The 20980-nt window shown below is 71.8% G+C and carries 15 protein-coding genes; 4 read left to right on the top strand and 11 right to left on the bottom strand.

Going from position 1 to position 20980, the window contains the following annotated elements:
- Positions 1–6: 6 nt before the first annotated feature.
- The 8 genes from IEY12_RS08225 to nasA all read right to left on the bottom strand — a co-directional run bounded on the left by IEY12_RS08225 (position 7) and on the right by nasA (position 10387).
- Positions 7–1713 carry an Ig-like domain-containing protein gene (locus tag IEY12_RS08225; RefSeq protein WP_188882393.1) on the bottom strand — a complete coding sequence of 569 codons (1707 nt, stop codon included), beginning with the start codon at positions 1711–1713 and terminating at the stop codon, positions 7–9.
- A gap of 2 nt (positions 1714–1715) precedes the next feature.
- Complete coding sequence (locus IEY12_RS08220; RefSeq protein ID WP_188882391.1) at positions 1716–3767, bottom strand: type II secretion system F family protein; 2052 nt, start codon at positions 3765–3767, stop codon at positions 1716–1718.
- Positions 3764–5629: a type II/IV secretion system ATPase subunit gene (locus IEY12_RS08215; RefSeq protein ID WP_188882363.1), complete on the bottom strand. Its 1866-nt coding sequence runs from the start codon at positions 5627–5629 to the stop codon at positions 3764–3766. The genes IEY12_RS08220 and IEY12_RS08215 overlap by 4 nt, the downstream gene beginning before the upstream one ends.
- 42 nt (positions 5630–5671) lie before the next feature.
- The gene (locus tag IEY12_RS08210) at positions 5672–6511 is read right to left on the bottom strand and encodes an acetylglutamate/acetylaminoadipate kinase (RefSeq protein WP_188882361.1); all 840 of its coding nucleotides are present in this window, start codon (positions 6509–6511) and stop codon (positions 5672–5674) included.
- Between the two features lie 103 nt (positions 6512–6614).
- Entirely contained in the window at positions 6615–7472 is an 858-nt protein-coding gene (gene lysX, locus IEY12_RS08205) for a lysine biosynthesis protein LysX (protein ID WP_188882359.1), read from the bottom strand.
- Between the two features lies 1 nt (position 7473).
- Positions 7474–7638 (bottom strand): lysine biosynthesis protein LysW, encoded by a 165-nt coding sequence (gene lysW / locus IEY12_RS08200; protein WP_188882344.1) that lies wholly within the window; start codon positions 7636–7638, stop codon positions 7474–7476.
- A 53-nt stretch (positions 7639–7691) separates the two neighbouring features.
- Entirely contained in the window at positions 7692–8309 is a 618-nt protein-coding gene (locus IEY12_RS08195) for a molybdenum cofactor guanylyltransferase (RefSeq protein ID WP_188882338.1), read from the bottom strand.
- The gene (nasA, locus tag IEY12_RS08190; protein WP_188882326.1) at positions 8309–10387 is read right to left on the bottom strand and encodes an assimilatory nitrate reductase NasA; all 2079 of its coding nucleotides are present in this window, start codon (positions 10385–10387) and stop codon (positions 8309–8311) included. Before nasA ends, IEY12_RS08195 begins: the two co-directional genes overlap by 1 nt.
- A 239-nt stretch (positions 10388–10626) precedes the next feature.
- Between nasA and nucS the strand changes: the two genes are divergently transcribed.
- Positions 10627–11349: an endonuclease NucS gene (gene nucS, locus IEY12_RS08185; protein WP_188882318.1), complete on the top strand. Its 723-nt coding sequence runs from the start codon at positions 10627–10629 to the stop codon at positions 11347–11349.
- Here nucS and mutS read toward each other — a convergent pair.
- On the bottom strand, positions 11346–13937 hold the full coding sequence (mutS, locus tag IEY12_RS08180; protein WP_188882316.1) for a DNA mismatch repair protein MutS: 2592 nt from the start codon (positions 13935–13937) through the stop codon (positions 11346–11348). The genes nucS and mutS overlap by 4 nt on opposite strands.
- A 51-nt stretch (positions 13938–13988) precedes the next feature.
- On the bottom strand, positions 13989–14756 hold the full coding sequence (locus IEY12_RS08175; protein WP_188882313.1) for an SDR family NAD(P)-dependent oxidoreductase: 768 nt from the start codon (positions 14754–14756) through the stop codon (positions 13989–13991).
- 138 nt (positions 14757–14894) lie between these two features.
- Here IEY12_RS08175 and IEY12_RS08170 point away from each other — a divergent pair, with 138 nt between their 5' ends.
- On the top strand, positions 14895–16532 hold the full coding sequence (locus IEY12_RS08170; protein WP_188882306.1) for a type II/IV secretion system ATPase subunit: 1638 nt from the start codon (positions 14895–14897) through the stop codon (positions 16530–16532).
- Positions 16525–18432 carry a type II secretion system F family protein gene (locus tag IEY12_RS08165; RefSeq protein WP_188882304.1) on the top strand — a complete coding sequence of 636 codons (1908 nt, stop codon included), beginning with the start codon at positions 16525–16527 and terminating at the stop codon, positions 18430–18432. The genes IEY12_RS08170 and IEY12_RS08165 overlap by 8 nt, the downstream gene beginning before the upstream one ends.
- On the opposite strand, the gene IEY12_RS08160 is transcribed toward IEY12_RS08165, so the two are convergent.
- The gene (locus IEY12_RS08160) at positions 18340–20109 is read right to left on the bottom strand and encodes a sensor histidine kinase (protein ID WP_229871057.1); all 1770 of its coding nucleotides are present in this window, start codon (positions 20107–20109) and stop codon (positions 18340–18342) included. The genes IEY12_RS08165 and IEY12_RS08160 overlap by 93 nt on opposite strands.
- A gap of 139 nt (positions 20110–20248) precedes the next feature.
- On the opposite strand from IEY12_RS08160, the gene IEY12_RS08155 reads away from it, so the two are divergent.
- Entirely contained in the window at positions 20249–20866 is a 618-nt protein-coding gene (locus IEY12_RS08155) for a DsbA family oxidoreductase (protein WP_188882292.1), read from the top strand.
- The last annotated feature ends 114 nt before the right edge of the window (positions 20867–20980 follow it).

Here is a 20980-nt window from a genome sequence, read left to right as displayed (position 1 = left end):
ACGGGGTTAGTTCTTCGGGTCCTTCTTCGACGTGGTGCTCTCCGCGCCGACGAAGTAGGTGTCCGTCGAGCCGTCCGCGTACTTCACGCTGATCACCATGAAGTCCCCGGACTGCACGTCACCGCCCTCGTTCGCCTGCCCGGGGTCGAGTCGGACCGTCCGCGTGCTCGTCCCCGAGAACGTGATCGGCGCGCCCAGTGGCTCGTACGGCCCCCGGAGTTCGAGGCGCGTCCCCGTCGCCGCCGTCGCCGAGGCGTAGAAGTCGACGTACTCGGGGAGCTGGTCCGCCGGGTTCACCTGCTTGTTGTAGAAGGCGAGGCGGGCGCTCACCCACGTGTGCGTCCCGCTCCCGGCGTTCGCGAACGTCGCCTCGAACCACTTGTTCCCGTTCCAGCCGTTGACGAACGTCACCGAACTCAGGTAGGGGCCGTCGCTCTCGCGCGGGTTCGGCTCCCCGGCGTCGTCGCCCCCGCCGGTCGTGAGCACCGTGCTGACGTCGAACGTCGTCCGCTCGGCCTCGCTCGTCCCGCTCGCGCCGTCGAGCTCGCTCGACGCCGACACCTCGACGTTCGCCGTCCCGCTCGCCGGGACGTACGTCGCCGTCGCCCGGCCGTCCGGCCCCGTCGTCACCGTCACCGTCGACCCGCCGTCGACGAATGTCCCGGACGGCGCGCTGAACGTGATCGGAACGCCCGACGTCGGCGCGTTGTAGGCGTCGCGGGCCTGCGCGACGAGCTCCGTCCGGCTCCCGGCGGGCGTGTAGCCGCCGCCCGAGACCTTCGTGAGGTAGGTGGCGTTCGCCTCCGCGCCGCCGTCGCCGACCGCGACGCGCGAGAGGCGCAGGTCGTACGTCACCGACCCCTCGAGGGCGAACTGGATCGTTCGGACGCCGCGCTCGTTCGGCGGCGCGGTCTGCGCGAGGCTGTCCGCGAGCACGTGCCCGCCGTTCGCCACGTACTGCCCTTCGAGGTAGGACTGCCACGTCGCGAGCGGCATCGACGTCCGCACCGAGAGCGTGATCGGGTCGCCGTTCTGCCCGCTGACCGCGACCGTCTGCGTCGGCGCGCTCGACGCGCGGACGGCGACCGACTCCGTCCGGACGCCGCTCTCGCTCAGGTTCCCCGTGAGCGTCGTCAGCGAAATCGTCTCGCCGCTCACGGGCTTCGCGCCCCCGAGGACGAGCGCGCGGTCGGCGTCGTCGTAGTCGTTGTAGAGCGCGCCCGCCTCGAGCACCGTCGTCGGCGCGTTCGCGTACTCGTTGTAGTCGGGGTCGTACGCGACGGCCGCCGTCTCGAAACTGCGCGTCTCGCCCGTCCAGTAGTCCCGGACGTCGCGCTCGCTCGCGATCGCGTTCCGTATCGTCACGGGCCCGCGATCGACGGTGTGGATCGTGCCGCTCGCCGGCGGCGGGTTGAGGAGGAACGGCCGCACCGGGTACGTCGTCCCGAGTTCGATCGCGACCGATTCGGCGATGCCGGTCGCGGAGACCCGGGAGACCGAGTCCGCGAGCTCAGCCATGTCGCCCTGCGCGCGCTGGTCGTGCTGGTACTCCACCTGCTGGTTCCACCCCGGCACCGCGCCCACCTGCACGAGCACGAGCATGGCTATCAGGAGGCCGAAGAGGAGGATGGCGCCGAGTATCTCGGAGACGCCCCTGTCGGTCGCGCGATTCGAGCCGTCGGAGTCCGGGGTCGGGGGTCGGTTTCGTGGCATGATCAGATGAAGGCGAACGCGATGAGCGAGAGCGTCACGAGCAGTATCGAGTACTTCAGCCCACTCAGGACGTCGTTCTCCGCGAGCTTCCCGGCGAGGAGGCCCGCGCCGACGCCCTGGATGAGCACCGAGTGGAAGAAGAGCATCCGGTAGGTGTTCACGGGGACGTTCGTCAACGAGATCGGCCCGCCGATCTGGCCGGCCTGCTGGGCGCCCTGCTCGGCGGCGAGGCGCGCGATCGGCTGGAGGTAGCTCGTGTCGAGGAGCACGATCACCATCAGGTAGACGAGGAAGCCGATGAGGACGACGGCGATGTACGAGCTCATCTCGCGGCGGCGCTGGCGCTCGATCCGGTAGCGCTCGCGGGTGTCGTCGGCGGCGATGCTGAGGACGCGCGCGAGGTCGCCCGTCGAGCGCGAGCCGTCCGCGACGAGCTTCATCGTCCGGGAGAGCTGCGGGATGTTCAACCGGTTCGCGAACGCGACGAGCGCGCCCGAGATGTCGCCGTTCCACTGGATGTCGTTGCGGACGAGGCGGAGTTCCTCGCCGAGCGTCCCCGTCGACCACCGCGAGACGAGTTCGAGCGCGTCCGTGAACGGGATGCCCATGCTGTTCGCGCTCGAGAGGATGTTGAGCGTGCTCGGGAAGCGCCGGACGATAGCGCTCTCGCGGCCGCGCTTCAACTCGTGGAAGAGCGAGAGCGGCACCACCGCGACGAGCAGCGGGTAGACGACGAGGCGCGCGGTGTTGCGGGCGGGCGCCTCGAGGAAGAGCGCGTAGTTGAGCGGGACGAACCCGCTGACGGCCACCGCGCCCGCGAGGACGAGCGCGAGCGGGACGCTGACGAGGAGCGCGAGCGGCGGGTCGTCCCTGACGGCGCGCAGCGGGTCCGCGAGGAACGCCTCGACGCGCTCGCGGCGCTGAACGTCCCGATAGGCCGCGTAGCGCTCGTCGCCCGCGAGCGCGTCGCCCCCGAGCGCGGTGTCGGTGAACTCCTCGATGTCGAGCGTCGTCGGCGGGTACGAGTACGCGCTCGAGAGGACGGAGACGAGGAAGAGGAACGCGCCCATCCCGACCGGGAGCGCGACGTAGATGAGGCCGTACATCTGGGCGAGGCTCTGCCCGCCGAGGAAGGAGATCACCATCAGGATGACGATGAGGAAGAGCGGCGTCGCGACGAACGCGGTGATGAAGATCTCGCTGTAGATGCTCAGCGTCTCGAGGAAGTCCTCCTGTTCCTCCTTCGCGTTCCGGAGGTATTCGTCGGACTGCTCCTCGAAGAACGCCGTCACGTCCCCGCCGGCGTCGAGGACGCTCACGAGGTCGTCGAGGAAGCGCTCGAGGCTCGCGCTCGGCGTGAGGTTGCGCGTGTTCCGGAGCGCCGTCAGGAGGTCGTTCCCGAAGAGGTCGACGTCGCGTCTGACCGACTCGAACTCGTTCGCCACCTCGCCGTAGGCGTCCTCGGCGTCCGCGACCTTCTCGACGACTTCGACGAGGTTCATCCCGCCGTAGGAGAGCGCGTACATGTAGACGATGGCGTGCGGGAGGACGAACTCGACGTTCGCGCGCCGCGTGCTCACGACCATCGCGGGGTAGTAGTAGCGGCCGGCGAACGTCCCGACTCCGGCGGCACCGGCGAGCAGGACGGCGACGAGCGACGCCGCGAGACCGACCTTGTTCGCGCTCACGAGGTCGACGAGGCCGCCCCCGCGCACCGGCACGGGCGAGCGCAGGCCGGCGAGGAGCCCGCTGTTCGCGAGCACGTACGCGACGACGACCCCGACGAGCAGGCCGACGAGCGTCGCGTAGCCCGCGTAGCGCGCGCTCCGGGCGACGTAGAGGTCGTAGGTCGTCCCCACGCGCCCCTGATTCAGCCAGCGCTGGAGGTCGCGAAAGCGCTCCGGGTGGAGTTTCGCGTACGCGCGCACCCGACCGTACTCCTCGCGGAGGCGCTCGAGGTCCTCGCGGTCGAACGCCGGACGCTCCGGGAAGTACTGGCCGACCTCGTACTCGGGGAGGCCGCCGAGCTCGTCGTCACGGTCGCCCGCGCTCATCGCTCCCCGTCGTCGAGCGCGAGCGCTTCGGGGTCGAGCGACCCGTCTCGGACGCCCTCACGGACGTAGCGGGCGTCCTTCGCGTAGGTGTGAATGACGCCGGCGACCGCGCCGTAGTCGGTGACGTCGTTCTCGACGAGGTAGCGAAGCACGTCCTCGCGCGCGTCGAGCTCCTCGACCACCGTCTCCTCGTCCCACCCGCGCGAGTCCGCGATGTCCTGCAAGACCTTCGAGTCCGCGACGCGCTCGTGGCCGTCCGTCTTCGGGTCGCGACGGAACACCTCGTGGGTCTCGACGTCGTCGGCGCCGTCGTCGGGCGGCCGGAGCTCCGTGACGGACTGGTTGCGCCGGACGCGCCGCTCGCCCTCGTAGATCTGCTTCTGGACGGAGAGGATGTCGAGCTCCTGAAGCATCTGTGTCGGGACGGAGAGCGGCGGGTTCTGCAGGCGCGCGAGCGCGCCCTCGACGGTGTCCGCGTGGACGGTCGTGTACGCCGTGTGCCCCGTCGAAATCGCCTGGAAGAACGTGAGCGCGACGCGCTGCTCCGTCCGTATCTCGCCGACGAGGATGTACTCGGGGCGCTGGCGCAGGGAGGCCTGCAGGAGCTGGTAGGTGCCGACCTCGCCACGGCCCGTCGAGGAGACGGAGGCGCGCGAGACGGACTGGATCCAGTTCTCGTGCGGGAGCGTGATCTCGCGGGTGTCCTCGATGGAGACGACCTTCGAGTCCGGCGGGATGAAGAAGCTCACGGCGTTCAGGCTCGTCGTCTTCCCGGAGCCGGTGCCGCCCGCGAAGACGAGCGAGCGGTTGTTCTCGATGGCGAGCCAGAAGTACGCCATCTGCTCGACGGAGAAGGTGTTCCACTTCACGAGGTCGACCGGCGTGTACGGGACGTCCGCGAACTTGCGGACGGTGAAGTTCGACCCGCGCGTCGCGATGTCCCCGCCGAGCGTCAGCTGGACGCGTGAGCCGTCCGGGAGCGAGGCGTCCACGAGCGGGTCCGAGACGGAGAGGTGTTTGCCGGCGCGCTGGGCGAGCCGAACGACGAAGCTGTTCAGGCGCTTCTCGTCGAAGCGGACGTTCGAGCGCAGGTCGCGATACGCGCGGTGGTAGACGTAGACGGGGACGTCCGCGCCGTCACAGGAGACGTCCTCGACGTTCCCGTCGCGCATTATCGGGTCGACGCGGCCGTAGTCGAGGAAGTCCCGGAGGAGGTAGTAGAGGAGCTTCTGGACGGTGCCGGCCTCGACCGTGGCGGCGTGCTCCTCGATGAGCTCCTCGGCGCGGCGGCGGAACACCGTCTCGCGGTCGGCCGCGTCGTCGTCGAGCTCCTGATACATGAGGCTGTTCCGGAGGATGCGCACGAGGTCCTCGCGGACGTAGCGCTCGAAGTCGTCGAGGACGGGCTCGCTGACGTGGTAGCGGTACGTCTTCGCGTCCGCGTCGTAGAGCACGGAGACGTACGCGAACGGCTCGTTCACCCAGTAGCGATCCACCTCGTCGTACTCCTCGAGGTAGGCGAAGTCGAACCAGCGCTCCGCGACGAACTCCTCGCTCGGCGTCGCCTCCGCCCGAATCGCCTCGGCTTCCTCGGGCGTCGCGTCGGCGGGGACGGCGTCGTCGGCGCGTTCCTCGAAGAACTCGCGGACGGGATCGAGCACCTCCCGTTTCACGCGCTCGGGCTTCGTCTCCGACGCGGGCGGTTCGGCGTCGAGTTCCGCGCGCGGGCCGTCGGTCGGCGCGTCGTGGCGCGGTGGCGGCCCGGCGTCGGCGGGCACGCCCTCCGTCGGTGCGTCGAGCGCGTCCCGTCGCCGCCCCGACGAGTCGTCAGTTTCGTCCTCCCCTGCATCCGGCTCGCTCATTACCAACGGGACTCACGGTGACGGCGTAAACGTTTGCCCGCTTCAGCTCTCGGGGAGCGCGTCGCGCTCGATGGTCGTTCCGTCCCCGTCGAGCGCGGACCGGATCGGGTTCGCGGCGTTCGCGTCCCCGACGACGACCGTCGGCGCGCCGCCGCGCAGCGCCTCCTCGGCCGCCATCACCTTGCGCTTCATGAACCCCTCGGCGGCGTCCGTGAGCTCGTCGTACTCCGCCGGCGTCGAGACGCGCTCGATCCGCGTCCCCGGGTCCTCGGGGTCCCGGTAGACGCCCGTCGTGTCCGTGAGGAGGACGAGGTCGGCGTCGAGGGCGCCCGCGACGGCGGCCGCCGAGCGGTCCGCGTCGCTGTTGACGGCCGTGTAGGAGCCGTCGTCCTCGACGCCGAGCATCGGCACCGAGACCGTCGGCGTGTGCCCCGCTTCGAGGAGCGTCTCGAGCAGCTCGGCGTTCACCGACTCGATTGTGCCGGAGTGGTCGCCGCGCTTGATCTTCTTCGTGCCGCCCTCGACGACGCGGACGGCGGACTTCCGGGGGCCGGTGAGGAGGCCGCCGTCGACGCCGGAGAGCCCCACGGCGTCGACGCCCTGGTTCTGCAGGCCGACGACGAGGTCGGTGTTCACGAGCCCCGGCATCGCCATCTTGAACACGTCCATCGTCTCCTCATCCGTGAAGCGCCCGACGACGCCGCCCGGCGTCTCCACGTACTCCGGGTCGATACCCATCGCCTCGAGCGCGTCGTCCACCGCCGTCGACCCGCCGTGGACGACGACGACGTCCTCGCCCTCTTCGATCAGGGCGGCGACGTCCGCGAGCGCGCCCGCCGGGTCGACGGCCTTCGCGCCGCCGACTTTGACCACGACAGTCACGCGGACCACCCCGCATGGTCCGCGTGGCCCAGTCGGGCCGCAGGTCCGACGCTGGTCACGCGAGGCGCCGAGCGTGACGTCGTCGAACGACGTTCGACGACCGTCATTCCGCCGCCTCCGCTTTCGCCTCCAGCCAGTCGACGATACGCGCGGGCACGTCCACGTCGGGCACCGCGTCGTTCAGCGCCTTGAACTCGCAGGTGGCGTTCACCTCGTGGACGGTGTACCCGTCGCCGGTTTCCATGAGGTCGATACCGAGCAGGCCGCCGCCGACCGCGTCGTTCGCTCGTTCCACGAGGTCACGGACTTCCTCGTCCACCTCGAACGCTTCGGCTTCGCCGCCACGGGCCGCGTTCGTGATCCAGTGCTCGGCCGAGCGCGTCATCGCCGCGACGGGCTCGCCGTCCGCCGCGACGACGCGGATGTCCCGCCCCGGCTTCTCGACGAACTCCTGGACGTAGAAGACGGAGTGCTCGTAGCTCCCGAGCGTCTGCTTGTGTTCGAGGACGGCTTCGGCGGCGTCGCGCGTGTCGATCTTCGCGAGCAGGCGCCCCCACGACCCGGTGACGGGCTTGATGACGCAGGGGTAGCCGAACGACTCGACGGACTCGAGCGCGGACTCCACGTCGAAGGACACCTCGGTTCGCGGCGTGGGGACGTCCGCGTCCGCGAGCGCGAGACTGCCCCGCACCTTGTCCGCGCACGTCGTCGTCGCGCGCGCGCCGTTCACCACCGGGACGTCGTAGTGCTCGCAGAACATGCTCACGTAGCGCACCCGCGAGGACTCCTGACACCGGTTCAGCGCCAGATCGAGGTCGGCGAGCTCGTCGGGGCGCTCCCCGATGCTGAACTGCGGGTCGCGCACGTCCACCTTCACGACGTCGTGGCCGCGTTCCTCGAGCGCGTCGAGGAGGAGCTTCTCGTCCTTCCGGATGCGCGAGTAGAGGAAGCCGAGACGCACCCTACTCCCCCCAGTCCTCGTCGAGTTCCGGCGCTTCCTCGAGCGTCACGGGGTCCTCGCCCGTCACTTCGAGTTCCGCGCCGCACGTTCCGCAGTCGACGATCTCGCCGACTTCCACCGTCTCGTGCAGGTCCAGTTCCGCGCCGCATTCGGGACACTCTGCCATGGCGATGCGTTCACGGAGCGGCTACTTAGCTTTCGTCCCCGGGGCTCGTCCACTCACTCGCTTCGGGCGCGCGTCTCGGCCGTCGCGGGAGCGTCCCGGCGCGCCGCCGCGAGGTCCGCGCGCGTGTCCACGCTCAGGAAGGACGCGGCGCGCTTCACCGCGACGACCGCCGGGTCGAGGAAGGAGACGACTTCGCGCATCGACTCGCCGCCCCGCGCCACCACCGCCTCGCAGGCCTCCTTCGCGGGCGTGACGCCGTAGACGCCGCCGAACGGCCGGAGCGTGCCGGCGGCGCGTGGGATCGCGCCGTCCGCGTTCGCCGCCTCGAAGAGCGCGTCGACGGTCCCCGGATCGAGGAAGGGCTGGTCGCAGGCCGCGACGACGGCGTGCGAGGCGGTCGTCGTTCGGAGCGCGGTCAGCGCGCCCGCGACCGGGCCGGCGTCCGGGCGCGGATCGACCGCGAAGCGGGGTTCGGGGGCGACGCCCTCCAGCGCCTCCGCGAACACCTCGCGCTGGTCGCGTCGGCAGTTCACGACGAGCTCGTCGACGTGCGGCGCGAGCGCCGTGGCCGCCAACCGGAGCATCGGCTGGCCGTCCACGGTCGCGAGCGCCTTCTCGGCGGGGCCGAACGCCTCCGAGCGGCCGCCCGCGACCAGCACGCCCGCGCGCATCAGTCCCCGGCCTCCTCCGCCGCGCGCACCGCCGCCTCCGCCGACTCGCTCGCCTCCTCGACGCGCGGGACGACGCGGGCCGCGCACTGCTTGTAGTTGGGCTCCGCCGAGCGCGGGTCGACCTCCGGGAGCGTCAGGCGGTTCGTCGCCGGGTGGTGGATGGAGAGCCACGCGACGCCCTCCGGCACCGCGCTATCGGTACTGACGACGGCCGCCGCCGACCCGCGCCGGGTCTCCACGTAGACGCTGTCGCCGTCGCTCGCGTCCGCCGGGTTCACGCGGACCGTCGGGACCGCCGCCTCGCCGCCGCGCGAGCGCACGCCCGTGTTGTAGCCGTCCGCCTCGCGCCCCGTCGTGAGCGTCAGCGGGTACTCCTCAGTGGTGGGCTCGGGGAGGCCGCCCTCGCTCGCGCCGCCGAGCGAGAACCACGCCTTCCCGTCGGCCGTCTCGAACGCCCAGCCGTCCCCGTCGCGGTAGCGGTAGTCGACGGACGTCTCCGCGTCGGGCGCCGGCCAGCGCACCGCGCCCTGCTCGCCGAGGCGCTCGTAGGAGAGCCCCGAGAGGTCGGCGGGCGTGCCCTCGGTGAGCGCCGCCATCTCCTCGAAGAGGGCCTCGGGATCCGGATGCCGGTCGATGACGCCGCGCTCGACGCCGTTCGCGACGGCCGCGATGAGGTCGACGTCCGTGCGGACGCCCGAGGGCGTGTCCGTGACGGCGCGCACGCGCGAGACGGCGCGCTCCATGTTCGTCGTCGTCCCCTCGCTCTCGCCCCACGTCGCCGCCGGGAGCACGACGTCCGCGTACTCGACGGTCTCGGAGTGGAAGGCGTCCTGCACGACGAGGAAGACGTCGTCGAGTTTCTCCGCCGCGCGCTCGGCGTCCGGGAGGCCGGCGACGGGGTTCGTCGCCACCGTCCACAGCACCTCGATGGGGTCGCCGATGGCGTCCATGATGCCGACGGGCCCGGGGCCGGCGTCCGCCGGCAGGCGCTCCTCGGGGACGCCCCACGTCTCCGCGACGTCCGCGCGCGCCGCCGCGTCGCCGAAGTCGCGCATCCCCGGCCACCCACCCTTCGAGGAGCAGACGCGCGTCCCCATCGAGTTCGCCTGCCCCGTCAGGGAGAACGGCCCGGACCCCTCGCCGAGGTTGCCGGTGGCGAGACAGAGGTCGACGAGCGCGCCGGCGGTCGCCGTCCCGCGCGTGCTCTGATTGACGCCCATCCCCCAGTAGAGGAGCGTTCGCGCGTCCAGCGTCTCCGCGAGCACCTCGACGTCCGCGACGGTGACGCCCGCCGCGTCCGCCGCGTCCGCGACGGTCGGGAGCGACTCGCGGAGGTCGTCGAAGCGCCGCGTGTGCTCGCGCACGAACGCGTCGTCGACGCGCCCGGTCTCGACGACGTGCGCGAGGACGGCGCGCGCGAGCGGCAGGTCGCCGCCGGGGTCGGGCTGAACGTGGACGTCCGCCTGCTCGGCGCTCTCCGTCTCCACGGGGTCGACGACGACGAGCGTCCCCTCGGCGGCGCTGTCCGTCACCCACCGGAAGAGTACGGGATGCGCGACCGCCGGGTTCGCCCCCCAGACGACGTGGCTCTCCGCTTTCGGGATGTCCTCGTAGCTACACGGCGGCGCGTCGCTCCCGAACGCGTCGTAGTAGGCTTTCACCGCCGACGCCATGCAGAGCGTGGTGTTCGCGTCGTAGTAGCGCGTGCCGAGCACGCCGCGCGCGGCCTTCCCGAGCGCGTACGCGGCCTCGTTCGTCTGCTGGCCGCTCCCGAGCACGCCGACGGCGTCCGGCGTCTCCGCGCGCGCCTCGCGCATCCGCTCGGCGACCTCGCCGAGCGCGACGTCCCACGTCGTCGGCACGAGTTCGTCGTCGCGGCGGACGAGCGGGCGCGTGAGGAAGCGCGCGTCCGGGTCCGCGGTCTCGCGCACGCCGCGCTGGCACGCGAGCCCGCGGTTCGTCGGGTGCTCGGCGTTCCCGCGCACCGAGTCGACGCCGTAGCCGAGGTCGGCGCCGCGCTGGAGGTGTCCGCAGCCGACCGCACACCGCATACACGTCGTCGGCACCCAGCCGTTCACGCCCGACCACCTTCGTGTTCAGAAACCGGGACACACTCCCGAAAAGTCGAAACGAACGTATTGGTTCTCATGGTAGTGTGGCTAGTGTGTCTTGCTTAAGAAACTAACCGTTGACGTACGTCTTATATCGGTGGTCGATACCGACCGGACACCCACTCTTCGTATGTGTATCCTCACCTTAAGGACGTATTCGGCGCGCTCGCGCGGCGCTTTTGGCGCTCCGTCCCCAATCACGCGACGTGTCCGACACCGACCGGTCGTCGCTCGTCGCCCCCGCGCCCGCCGAGGCCGCCGCGTACGTTCGGGACGCCCACGAGCGGCGCGCGTTCTGCACGCTCCTCGGTCGCTGTCACGTCGCCTACGACGGCCGCACGACCTCCCACGCCGGCCCCGCCGACCGCCTCGTCGCGCTCAAACCCGACCTGACCCTCCTTGTTCACGCCGCCGACGGCCCGAAGCCGCAGAACTGGCTCGCCGCCGACGCCCTCGACGTCGACGTCGAGGACGGGTCGCTCCTCCTCACGGCGACGCGCGAGTCGCCGACCGAGGAACTGCGCGTCACCTTCGAGTCCATCGAACAGGCGGCGGCGATGGCCGCCGACGAGACGGACGCCACCGTCGAAATTTCGGGGACCGAAGCCGACCTGAAGGAGCGCGTCCTCGCCGACCCCGCGCTCGTCGAGCCGGGCTTCCGCGCGCTCGCCGCCGAGCGCGACACCCCCGCCGGCCCCGTCGACGTCTTCGGGCGCGATAGCTCCGGGCGAGCCGTCGCCGTCGAGCTCAAAGCCACCCGGGCGGGCCCGGACGCCGCCAGCCAGCTCTCCCGGTACGTCGACGCCCTCCGCCGCGACCTCCACGCGGACGCCGACGTTCGCGGGATACTCGTCGCGCCCTCCTGTACGCCGCGCACGCGCCGCGTCCTCGCGCGCGACGGCCACGAGTTCGTCTCGCTCGAACCCTAGAGCTCGCGCTGGAGGCGGTTCAGCGTCGTCAACGCCTCGATGGGCGTCATCTCCGCGAGGTTCAGCCGCGCGAGCTCATCGAGCACGTCGCTCTCCGCGTCCGCGCGCCCGCCGTCCGCGCTCGCCGCCGTCGCGGTCGACTCACTCGCGTCGTCCCCGACGGCGGCGTTCTCCGCGTTCTCGACGACGAGTTCGCGCGCCCGCTCGACCACCGAGGGCGGGACGCCCGCCTCGCGCGCCACCTCGATGCCGTAGGACGCCGTCGCCGCGCCCTCGGCGACCTCGTGGACGAACGTCACGTCCCCGTCCTCGCGCTCCGCGCGGAAGTGCAGGTTCTTCGCGCCCGCGAGGTCGTCGGCGACCGCCGTCAGGTCGTGGTGGTGCGTCGCGAACAGCGTGTACGCGCCCACCTCGTCGTGGACGTGCTCCGTGATGGCCCGCGCGATGGCGAAGCCGTCCGCCGTGCTCGTCCCGCGCCCGACCTCGTCGAGCACGACGAGCGAGTCCTCGGTGGCGTCCCGGAGGATGTCGCTCAACTCCGTCATCTCCACCATGAACGTCGAGCGCCCGCCCGCGATGTCGTCGCTCGCGCCGACGCGCGTGAACACCCGGTCGACGAGCGGGAGCGACGCCGACTCGGCGGGCACGAAGCTCCCGAGCTGCGCGAGCACCGCGACGAGCGCCGCCTGCCGCATGTAGGTGCTCTTCCCGCTCATGTTCGGGCCCGTTATCACCGCGACCGGCACGTCGCGGGTGAGCGTCAGGTCGTTCGGGACGAACGACTCCACCGTGCGCTCGACGACCGGGTGGCGCCCGCCCGCGATTTCGACCGCGTTACCACCCACCTCCGGGCGACAGTAGTCGTACTGTGCGGCGACGGACGCGAGCGAGACGAGGACGTCCACGACCGCGAGCGCGTCCGCGACGTTCTGGATGCGCTCGGCCGCCTCGCCGACGTCGCGCCGAACCTCCCGGAAGAGGTCGAGTTCGTGCTCGTCCGCGCGCGCCGACGCGTTCAGGATCTCCTCCTCGCGCTCCTTCAGGGCGGGCGTCACGAAGCGCTCCGAGTTCTTCAGCGTCTGGCGGCGCTCGTAGTTCTCGGGGACGGCGTCGAGGTTCGGGTTCGTCACCTCGATGTAGTAGCCGTGGACGGAGTTGTGCCCGACCTTCAGCGAGTCGACGCCAGTCCGCTCGCGCTCCTGTGCTTCGAGGTCGTCGATCCACTGCTGGCCCTCGCGCTCGGTCGCGCGCAGCTCGTCGAGGCGCTCGTCGTAGCCGTCCGCGATGATGCCGCCCTCCGTGAGTTCGCGCTCCGGGTCCTGCTGGATCGCCTCCCCGATGAGGTCCCGGACGTCCGCGAGGCCGTCGAGGCGCTCGCGGAGGTCCCGGAGGAGCGCGCTCTCGGCGTCGTCGAGGCCCGCCCGTATCTCGGGGACGACGTCGAGCGTGGCCTTCAGCGAGCGCAGGTCGCGGGCGTCCGCGCGACGCCGTGACACCCGCGAGACGAGGCGCTCGAGGTCGTAGACGTCCGCGAGCAGTCCACGCAGGGTATCGCGCGTGAGCGGGTCCTCGGAGAGCTCCTCGACGGCGTCGAGGCGCGCCTCGATGCGCTCGCGGTCGACGAGCGGGCGGCGGAGCCAGTCCTTCAGCTCGCGGCCGCCGAGCGCGCACGCCGTCTCGTCGAGGACGTCCACGAGCGCCGCGCCCTCGCTCCCGTGGACGCTCCGGCGCTCGAAGAGCTCGAGCGAGCGCAGCGCCACGCCGTCCAGCACCATGTACTCGCGGGGGTCGTAGCGCGTCAGGTGGTTCAGGTAGTCGAGGCGGCCGTGCTCGCCGCCGCGCGTGTACTCGGCGTACGCGAGGAGCGCGCCGCAGGCCCGGACCTCGGCGCGCCCCGCGAGATGCGTCTCCGGCGACCCGAAGTAGTCGGTGACGCGCTCGCGCGCCGCGTCCGCCGCGAACGCCTCGGGGTCGTACCCCGTCACCATGCAGCCGTCGGGGAAGACCCCTTCGGGCGCCTCGGGGCCGACGATGGCCTCGGCGGGGTCGAAGCGCGCGACCTCGTCGCGCACCGTCTCGCGGGTGCCGGTTCCCGTCGCGACGAAGTCGCCCGTGGAGACGTCGAGGAACGCCACCCCGTAGCTGCCGTCGTCGTGCGCGAGCGCCGCGACGAAGTTGTTGTCGTCCGAGCGCAGGAGCTCGGACTCGGTGAGGGTGCCGGGCGTGACGACGCGCGTGACGGCGCGCTCGACCACGCCGGACGCCTCGTCCGGGTCCTCCACCTGGTCGGCGACGGCGACCCGGTAGCCCGCCTCGAGCAGCGACTCGATGTACGATTCGGCGCTGTCGATGGGGATGCCCGCCATCGGGTAGGTGCCCGTGGAGTCCTCGCGCTTCGTCAGCGCGATCTCGAGGATGCGCGCCGCCGTCTCCGCCGCCTCGCAGAAGAGCTCGTAGAAGTCCCCGACTTGGAAGAGCACGAGCGAGTCGTCGTACTCCGCGCAGAGGTCGTGATACTGGGCCATCATCGGCGTCAGCTCCTCGCGTTGAGCCGCCATCGCCTGCGGTGGTCCCAGAGCCGCGTCCATACCCTCAGTTCAGCGCGCCGGCTCGGAAATACTCGTCGTCTACGCGGGTGCTCAGTCGGCGGCCTGCCCGCCGTCGACGGGGATGGTGTGCCCGGTGATGTAGGAGGCGTCCTCGGAGCAGAGGAAGGCCACCGCGCCCGCCATCTCCTCGGGGTCGGCCTGTCGGTCCATCGGGACGTCCGCCATCGCGGACGTGTCGAAGGGGAGCGTCGACGGGTCGCTCCCGCCCGTCATCCCCTGCTGGATGTTCGTCTTCGTCGGGCCGGGCGCGATGGCGTTCACGCGGACGCCGCGCCCCGCGTACTCGAGCGCGACGGTCTTCGTGAGGCCGACGACGCCGTGCTTGCTCGCCACGTAGTTCGAGAGCCCGCCCATCCCCACGAGCCCGGCCTCGGAGGCGGTGTTGACGATGGCGCCGCCCGTTTCCTCCATAACGGCGAGTTCGGCCTTCATGCAGAGCCAGACGCCCTTCAGGTTCACGCCGAGGAGGCGGTCCCAGTCCTCCTCCTCGATGTCGGTCACCGCGTCGAAGCCAGTGAGGATGCCGGCGTTGTTGTGCGCGAGGTCGAGGCTCCCGTAGGTGTCGAGGGCGACGTCGACCATGTGCTCGACCGACGCCGCGTCCGTGACGTCCACCTCGACGAACGTCGCGTCGCCGCCCGCGTCCTCGATGGCCGCGACCGTCTCCGCGCCGCCCTCGGCGTCGACGTCCGCGACGACGACGCTCGCGCCCTCCGCCGCGAGGCGCTGCGCCGACGCCCGCCCGATTCCCGAGGCCGCACCCGTTACGACCGCCGTCTTCCCGTCGAATCCGTTCATTGTGTCTCGTCGCCGTTGACTAACCGTTCATTCAACATAGCTCTTCCCCCGGTGCGCCCCGCATCGCTCGTCCGGCGCGCTCGCGGCCCCGCCAGCCACAACACTAAGGCACGTGACCGCACATCCCCCGAGCGTGACATGACCGGCGACACCCGCGAGCGGGTCCGCGAGGCGCTCGCCACCCACCTCGACGCCCGCGACCCCGCGCCGTTCGACGCGCTCCCGGACGTCGAGGCCCTCGTGGAGCGCTTCGACGTCGCCGCCGACCCCGACCCCGCCGTCGACGCCTACTGGGTGACCGAACCGTACGCGCACGTCGCCCTCCGGCGCGACCCCGACACCGAGGAACTCCGTTACGACGTCCTCGAACCGACGCGCTCGGAGTTCGCCGACTACGTCTACGAGGACCTCCGCGACGTCGCCCGGCGCGTCCTCCTCGACGAGGAGTACGCCCACGACGAGTCGGGACGCGAGGCGTTCGCCGACCGCCTCGACGACGTCCTCGCCGAGCACGCGCGCGGCGTCCCGCCCGCCGAGCGCTGGGTGGTGCGCTACTACCTCCGCCGGGATTTTCTGGGGTACGGCCGCATCGACCCCTTCATGTCGGACCCCGCCGTCGAGGACGTCTCCTGCGACGGCGCCGACGTCCCGCTCTACGCCTACCACCGCGACCACGGCCACCTCCAGTCGAACCGGTCGTGGGGGAGCGACGTCGTCGAGTCCATCGCCGTCCGCCTCGCCCAGCGCGCCGGCCGGCACGTCTCCGCCGCCAACCCGCTCCTCACGACGACGCTCCCGGACGGCTCGCGCGTGCAGGTGACGCTCGGCGGCGACGTCGCGACGCGCGGGTCGAACTTCACCGTCCGCAAATTCAGGGAGGAGCCGTTCACGCCCCCCGAACTCGCCTCCCTCGGCACGTTCGACGCCCGCCAGCTCGCCTACCTCTGGCTCGCCGTCGCGCACAACCGCTCCGTGCTCTTCGTCGGCCCGACCGGCTCCGGGAAGACCACGAGCATGAACGCCTGCGCGTTCTTCGTCCCGCCCGACCACAAGGTCGTCTCCATTGAGGAGACCCGCGAAGTCAACCTGCCACACGAGAACTGGGTGGCGGACGTCACCCGCACCGCCGACGACGCGAGCGCCGACGCCCGCCGCGAAGTCGACGGCTACCGCCTCCTCAGCGAGGCCCTCCACCAGCGCCCCGACCACATCGTCGTCGGCGAACTCCGCACCGACCCCGCCGTCGTCCGCGCGTTCTTCCAAGCGGTCGGCACCGGCCACGACGGCTTCACCACCTTCCACGCGGAGACCGCCGACGACGCCATCCGGCGCCTCACCCACGACCCGCTCTCGGTGCCGCCCGACCTGCTCGCCGACCTCGACGTCGTCGTCGTCCAGCGCATCGTCGACGAACCCGACGGCGTCGCGCGGCGCTGCTGGCAGATCGCGGAAGTCGGCACGCCCGACGGCGACGAGCGCCCCAGCATCCGCGACGTCTTCCGCTACGACGCCGACACGCAGGGTTTCGAGCAGCGCGCCCCGGCGCGCGTCCCGCGCGAAATCGCGGCCGACCGGGGCTGGCGCGACGACCGCCTCCGCGAGGCACTCGACAGCCGTCAGCGCGTCCTCGCGCACCTCGCCGCCGAGGGGAGCTTCGACTACGAGGCGGTCGCCGACCGCGTCTTCACCTTCGAGCGCAACCCCGAGCGCGTCCTCGCGGACCTCCCCGAGGGCGTGCGCGAGGGCGCCGAGCGGGTGCGTATCGCGGATGACTGACCGAGAGCCGGGCGCCCGCGAGCGCGTCCGCACCGACGGCTACGGGCCGGTTCGGACGTCCGTCATCGCGCGCCCCGAGCGCTTCGCGCGCCTCGACGACGCCCTCGAGAGCGCGCACGTCCCCGAGACCGTCGACGCCTACGTCGCGCGCGTCGCCCGCCACAGCGCCGTCGGCGCGCTCTGTGGCCTCCTCGTCGGCCTCCTCGCCGCCGCGCTCGCGCCCCTCCCCGCGCTCGCGCGGTTCGCCTGCGTCCCGCTCGGCCTCCTCCTCGGAGGCGGCGGCGTCGCCGGCGGCCACCTCGCGCTCCTGCGGCGCCGCATCGCGAGACGACGGCGCGCCATCGACGGCGCGCTCCCGCACGCAACCGTCTTCCTCTACGCGCTCGTCCACGGCGGCACCGACCTCTACGAGGCGTTCGACAGGCTCGCCGACGAGACGGAGGCCTACGGTCCGCTCGCCGAGGAGGTCCGCCTCGCTGTCCGGGACACCGAGCGCTTCAACGCCGACCTCTTCGACGCGCTCACCACGACCCGCGAGCGCACGCCGAGCGACGACTTCACCGTCCTCCTCGACGAACTCGTCGGCGTCCTCGAGACCGGCGGGGACGTCGAGGCCTTCCTCGCGGACGCCGTCACCGACCAGCGCGAGCGCGCCGAGCACCGACAGGAGCGCGTGCTCGAGGACCTCGAAACCACCGCCGAAGCGTACGTCGCCGTCGCGCTCGCCGGCCCCGCGTTCCTCTTCGTCGTCGTCCTCGTCGCCTCCTTCACCGCGCCCGGCCTCGTCGGCGCGCTCGCCGCGCTCACCTACCTCCTCCTCCCCCTCCTCCTCGTCGCGTTCTCCCTCGTCTTCAAGCGCCTGCTCGCGCGCGCCCGCCGCCACGGCGCCGACCCCGTCGCCGCCGTGGACGCCGGCGATGAGTGCGACCCCGCCGCCATCGACGACGGCCCGATAGACGACTACCTCGCCGGGCGCGAGCGCGCGACGTGGCGCGAACGCCTCGCCGCCCCGCTCGCCGCCGCCCGCGACGCCCCCCGGCTTCTCTTCCTCGCGAGCGTCCCGCTCGCCGCGCTCGCGCTCCTCGCGCTCGCCGCTATCGGCGTCGTCCCGCTCTCTGTCTCGGGGATGGCCGCGACCCCCATCCGCGCCACGACCGGCCTCCTCGCCGTCCCGTTCCTCGTCGCCGTCACGCCGTTCGCGCTCCTCTACCTCCTCGAGCGCCGGCGCGAACGCGACCTCCGGGGGCGCTTCCCGGACGCCCTCCGCGTCGTCGCGGACGCCGCGAGCAACAGCGTCCCGCTCGCCGACGCCGTCGGCCTCGTCGCCGAGCGCACCACGGGAACGCTCGCGGACGAACTCGACCGCGTCCGCCGGGACGTCGCGTGGACCGCGGACTTCCCGCGCGCCCTCCGGACGTTCGCCGACCGCCTCGGCGTCCCCGACGTCACGCGCGCCATCGGCCTCACCGTCGTCGCCGTCCGCACCACCGACGACCCCGGACCGGTGCTCGAGGCGGTCGCGGACGACCTCGGCCAGCGCCACGAGCGCGAGGTTGACCGCCGGCGCACCCTCGGGGTCTACGCCGGCATCGTCGTCGTCGGCGTCCTCGTCTACGTCGGGATGCTCCTCGCGTTCGACCTCGTCTTCCTCCCCGCCGTCGCGGACGCCGCCGGCGCCTCCGCTTCGCTCCCGGCCGCCGGCATCGCGGGCGTCCACGTCGGCCAGATCGACACCGGCACCTACCGGCTGCTCTTCTACCACTCCGCGCTCGTGCAGGCCGCCGGGAACGGCCTCGTCGTCGGCGCGCTAGTCGGGGGACGACTCCGCGACGGCGTCGCGTACGCCGCCCCCCTCGTCGCCGTCGTCGCCTGCGTCTTCCTCGGCGCGAGCGCCCTCTGAGGCGCGCGGTAACTCGACGACGAACACCGCGCCCCGCGGGTCGTTGTCCTCGACGTGGACGTTCCCGCCGAACTGCGTGAGCAGCGTCCGCACGAGGTAGAGGCCGATGCCCGTCCCGGTGCTCTCGACGCCCTTCGCGTCCTTCCCGAAGACGCGCTCCTTCTCCGCGTCCGGGACGCCGGGGCCGTTGTCCGCGACGCGCACCGTGACGGTGTCGGGGGCGACGCTCGCGGTGACGGTCACGACGGGGTCGTCGACGTCGCTGTGCTGGACGGCGTTGTTCAGGAGGTTGCGGAAGACCGAGGAGAGCAGTTCGTTCGCCTCGACGGCGACGTCCGGGAGGCCGGTCGGCGTCTCGAAGCGCGCGTTCGGGTAGGCCTCGCGGACGCGCTCGAGTTCGGCGTCGAGGTGCGCGTGGAGGTCGATGCGGTGCGTCGACATCTCGCCCTCGTCCGCGAGCGCGTCCACGAAGTCCCGGACGTTCTCCGTGATCTCGATGGTGTGCTCGGCGGTGCGGCGGATCCGCCACAGGGCGTCCCGCCCGTCCTCGTCGACGTGGTCCTCGAGCACCTCGCTCCACCCCGTCACGACCGCCATGTCGTTGCGGATGTCGTGGCGGACGACGCGGTTCAGCGCCTCCAGTTGCTCGCCGCGCGCCTCGAGACGCCGGCGGTAGCGCTCGCGTTCCGTGGCGTCCGAGACGACGATGGATTCGCCCGTCCGGGTCTCCCCCGCCATGAAGGGGTTCGTCGTGACGTCGTAGTAGCGCGTCTCCCCGCCGCGTTCGAGCGCGACGACGGACGCGCCGTCCTCGATGCCCGCCGCGAGCGTCGGGAGGACGTCCGCGAGGCGCTCGCCCGTCGCGCCGTCGAGTTCGCCGAAGAGCGCCGCAGCCTCCTGATTGTAGTCGCGGATGTACCCCTCGCGGTCGAGGAAGACGACGGGGTCGTCGATGTCGGCGGCGAGGTGGATGGTCTCGAAGCGCTCGAAGTAGACGAAGCCGACGCCGAGCGCGAACGCCGCGACGCCGAGCGGTTCGTAGAGGAGGGGCAGGAGCCACGGCGTGTCGAGCGCGACGATGTTCAGGAGCACGGGGAGCGCGGTGAAGCCGACGAGGACGGCGAGCGGGCGGGTGTCCGCGCCGGCGAGGTGGAAGTGCTCGAGGATCATGTAGACGCCGACGAACGCGAGGACGTACGCGAGGCCGAGCGAGAGCCAGTGCCCGATGCCGTAGTGGACGGCGAGGTGGGGGAACGGCTCCGCCACCGCCTCGACGCCGAAGTAGGCGTGGTGGATGGGGTTCGTGGCCTTGAACACGCCGACGGCGACGAGGACGCCGGCGGTGAGGCGGCTGTACGGGAGCGCGCTCGGCGAGCGCCCCGTGTAGGCGGCGGCGAAGTAGAGCCACGCGCCGACGGTGAGGAGGCCGAAGAGCAACCCGAGGATGACGAGCGCGCGCTGGACGGGGACGACGGGGATGAGGAGGAAGCCGACTGTTGTCGCGGCCCACCCGCCGCTCGCGAGGAAGAAGGCCACGAGGCCCGTGCGCGTTCCGTCGTGCTCGGCGTCGAGTGCGCGCCACGCGCCGAGGACGCACGCGATGGCGGCGAGCGCGAACGCCGCGACGTGCCCGGCGAGGAGGGCGTTCACCATGTGGGGTGTCTCCCGCGCCGCCACGGCTCCCGTCCCGTCTCCGAGTTCATACCTGTCGTGTGCGCGCGCTGAAGGGTAAAGTGCTGTGCCTCGCTCGCGTCCCGTTTCGCGCGTTCAGTGCCGGGGGCGTGGCCCTCTTGCGTCCCCGTCCCCTTCACGCCGTATGGCCGACACGATAACGGTGTTCAGCGACTACGTCTGTCCGTTCTGCTACCTCGGGCGCCGCTCGCTCGAGACGTATCAGGAGTCGCGCGAGGAGGAACTGGAGATCGAGTGGCACCCCTTCGACCTCCGGTCGAACCAGCGCAACGAGTCGGGCGAAATCGTGCAGGAGAGCGGGCACGACGACGAGTACTACGAGCAGGCGAAGCAGAACGTCGAACGCCTCCGCGAGCAGTACGACGCCGAGGAGATGCAGACGGACCTCGTGGGGGACGTGGACTCGCTGGACGCGCAGATCGCCTCCTACTACGTGGCCGAACACGAGGACTACGAGACGTGGCTGGCGTTCGACGAGTCGCTCTTCGCGGCGCTCTGGGAGGACGAGCGCGACATCGGCGACGTGGACGTGCTCGCCGACCTCGCCGACGAGGCGGGCGTCGACCCCGAGGCGGTCCGCGACGCCGTCGCGGACGAGGACCTGCACGAGACGGTGACGGAGAAGTTCCGGGCGGCCCACCAGCAGGGCGTGACGGGCGTGCCGACGTTCGCGTACGAGGGGTACGCGGCGCGCGGTGCCGTCCCTCCCGAACAGCTCCGCCGCCTCGTCGAAGGCGAGTAACACGGCATCGCGAGCCGAACGGCGATACCACGCGCCAGAACGTCTCGCACACGAGATGCCGGCCCGTCTTTTTCCTGCGTCGCCGCCTGCCCAACAGATACTGCGAACCCACCG

Source organism: Halarchaeum grantii (assembly GCF_014647455.2).
In the GTDB taxonomy this organism is placed as follows: domain Archaea; phylum Halobacteriota; class Halobacteria; order Halobacteriales; family Halobacteriaceae; genus Halarchaeum; species Halarchaeum grantii.
Note: the sequence above shows the minus strand (reverse complement) of the source record. Positions and strands in the feature narration are given on the sequence as shown.

What these genes read in the sequence shown, in the direction of transcription:
- lysW (WP_188882344.1), bottom strand. Translation starts at nt 7,638, where the DNA reads ATGGCAGAGTGTCCCGAATGCGGCGCGGAACTGGACCTGCACGAGACG.
- IEY12_RS08195 (WP_188882338.1), bottom strand. Translation starts at nt 8,309, where the DNA reads ATGCGCGCGGGCGTGCTGGTCGCGGGCGGCCGCTCGGAGGCGTTCGGC.
- IEY12_RS08225 (WP_188882393.1), bottom strand. Translation starts at nt 1,713, where the DNA reads ATGCCACGAAACCGACCCCCGACCCCGGACTCCGACGGCTCGAATCGC.
- IEY12_RS08215 (WP_188882363.1), bottom strand. Translation starts at nt 5,629, where the DNA reads ATGAGCGAGCCGGATGCAGGGGAGGACGAAACTGACGACTCGTCGGGG.
- IEY12_RS08155 (WP_188882292.1), top strand. Translation starts at nt 20,249, where the DNA reads ATGGCCGACACGATAACGGTGTTCAGCGACTACGTCTGTCCGTTCTGC.
- mutS (WP_188882316.1), bottom strand. Translation starts at nt 13,937, where the DNA reads ATGGACGCGGCTCTGGGACCACCGCAGGCGATGGCGGCTCAACGCGAG.
- IEY12_RS08170 (WP_188882306.1), top strand. Translation starts at nt 14,895, where the DNA reads ATGACCGGCGACACCCGCGAGCGGGTCCGCGAGGCGCTCGCCACCCAC.
- IEY12_RS08175 (WP_188882313.1), bottom strand. Translation starts at nt 14,756, where the DNA reads ATGAACGGATTCGACGGGAAGACGGCGGTCGTAACGGGTGCGGCCTCG.
- IEY12_RS08165 (WP_188882304.1), top strand. Translation starts at nt 16,525, where the DNA reads ATGACTGACCGAGAGCCGGGCGCCCGCGAGCGCGTCCGCACCGACGGC.
- IEY12_RS08220 (WP_188882391.1), bottom strand. Translation starts at nt 3,767, where the DNA reads ATGAGCGCGGGCGACCGTGACGACGAGCTCGGCGGCCTCCCCGAGTAC.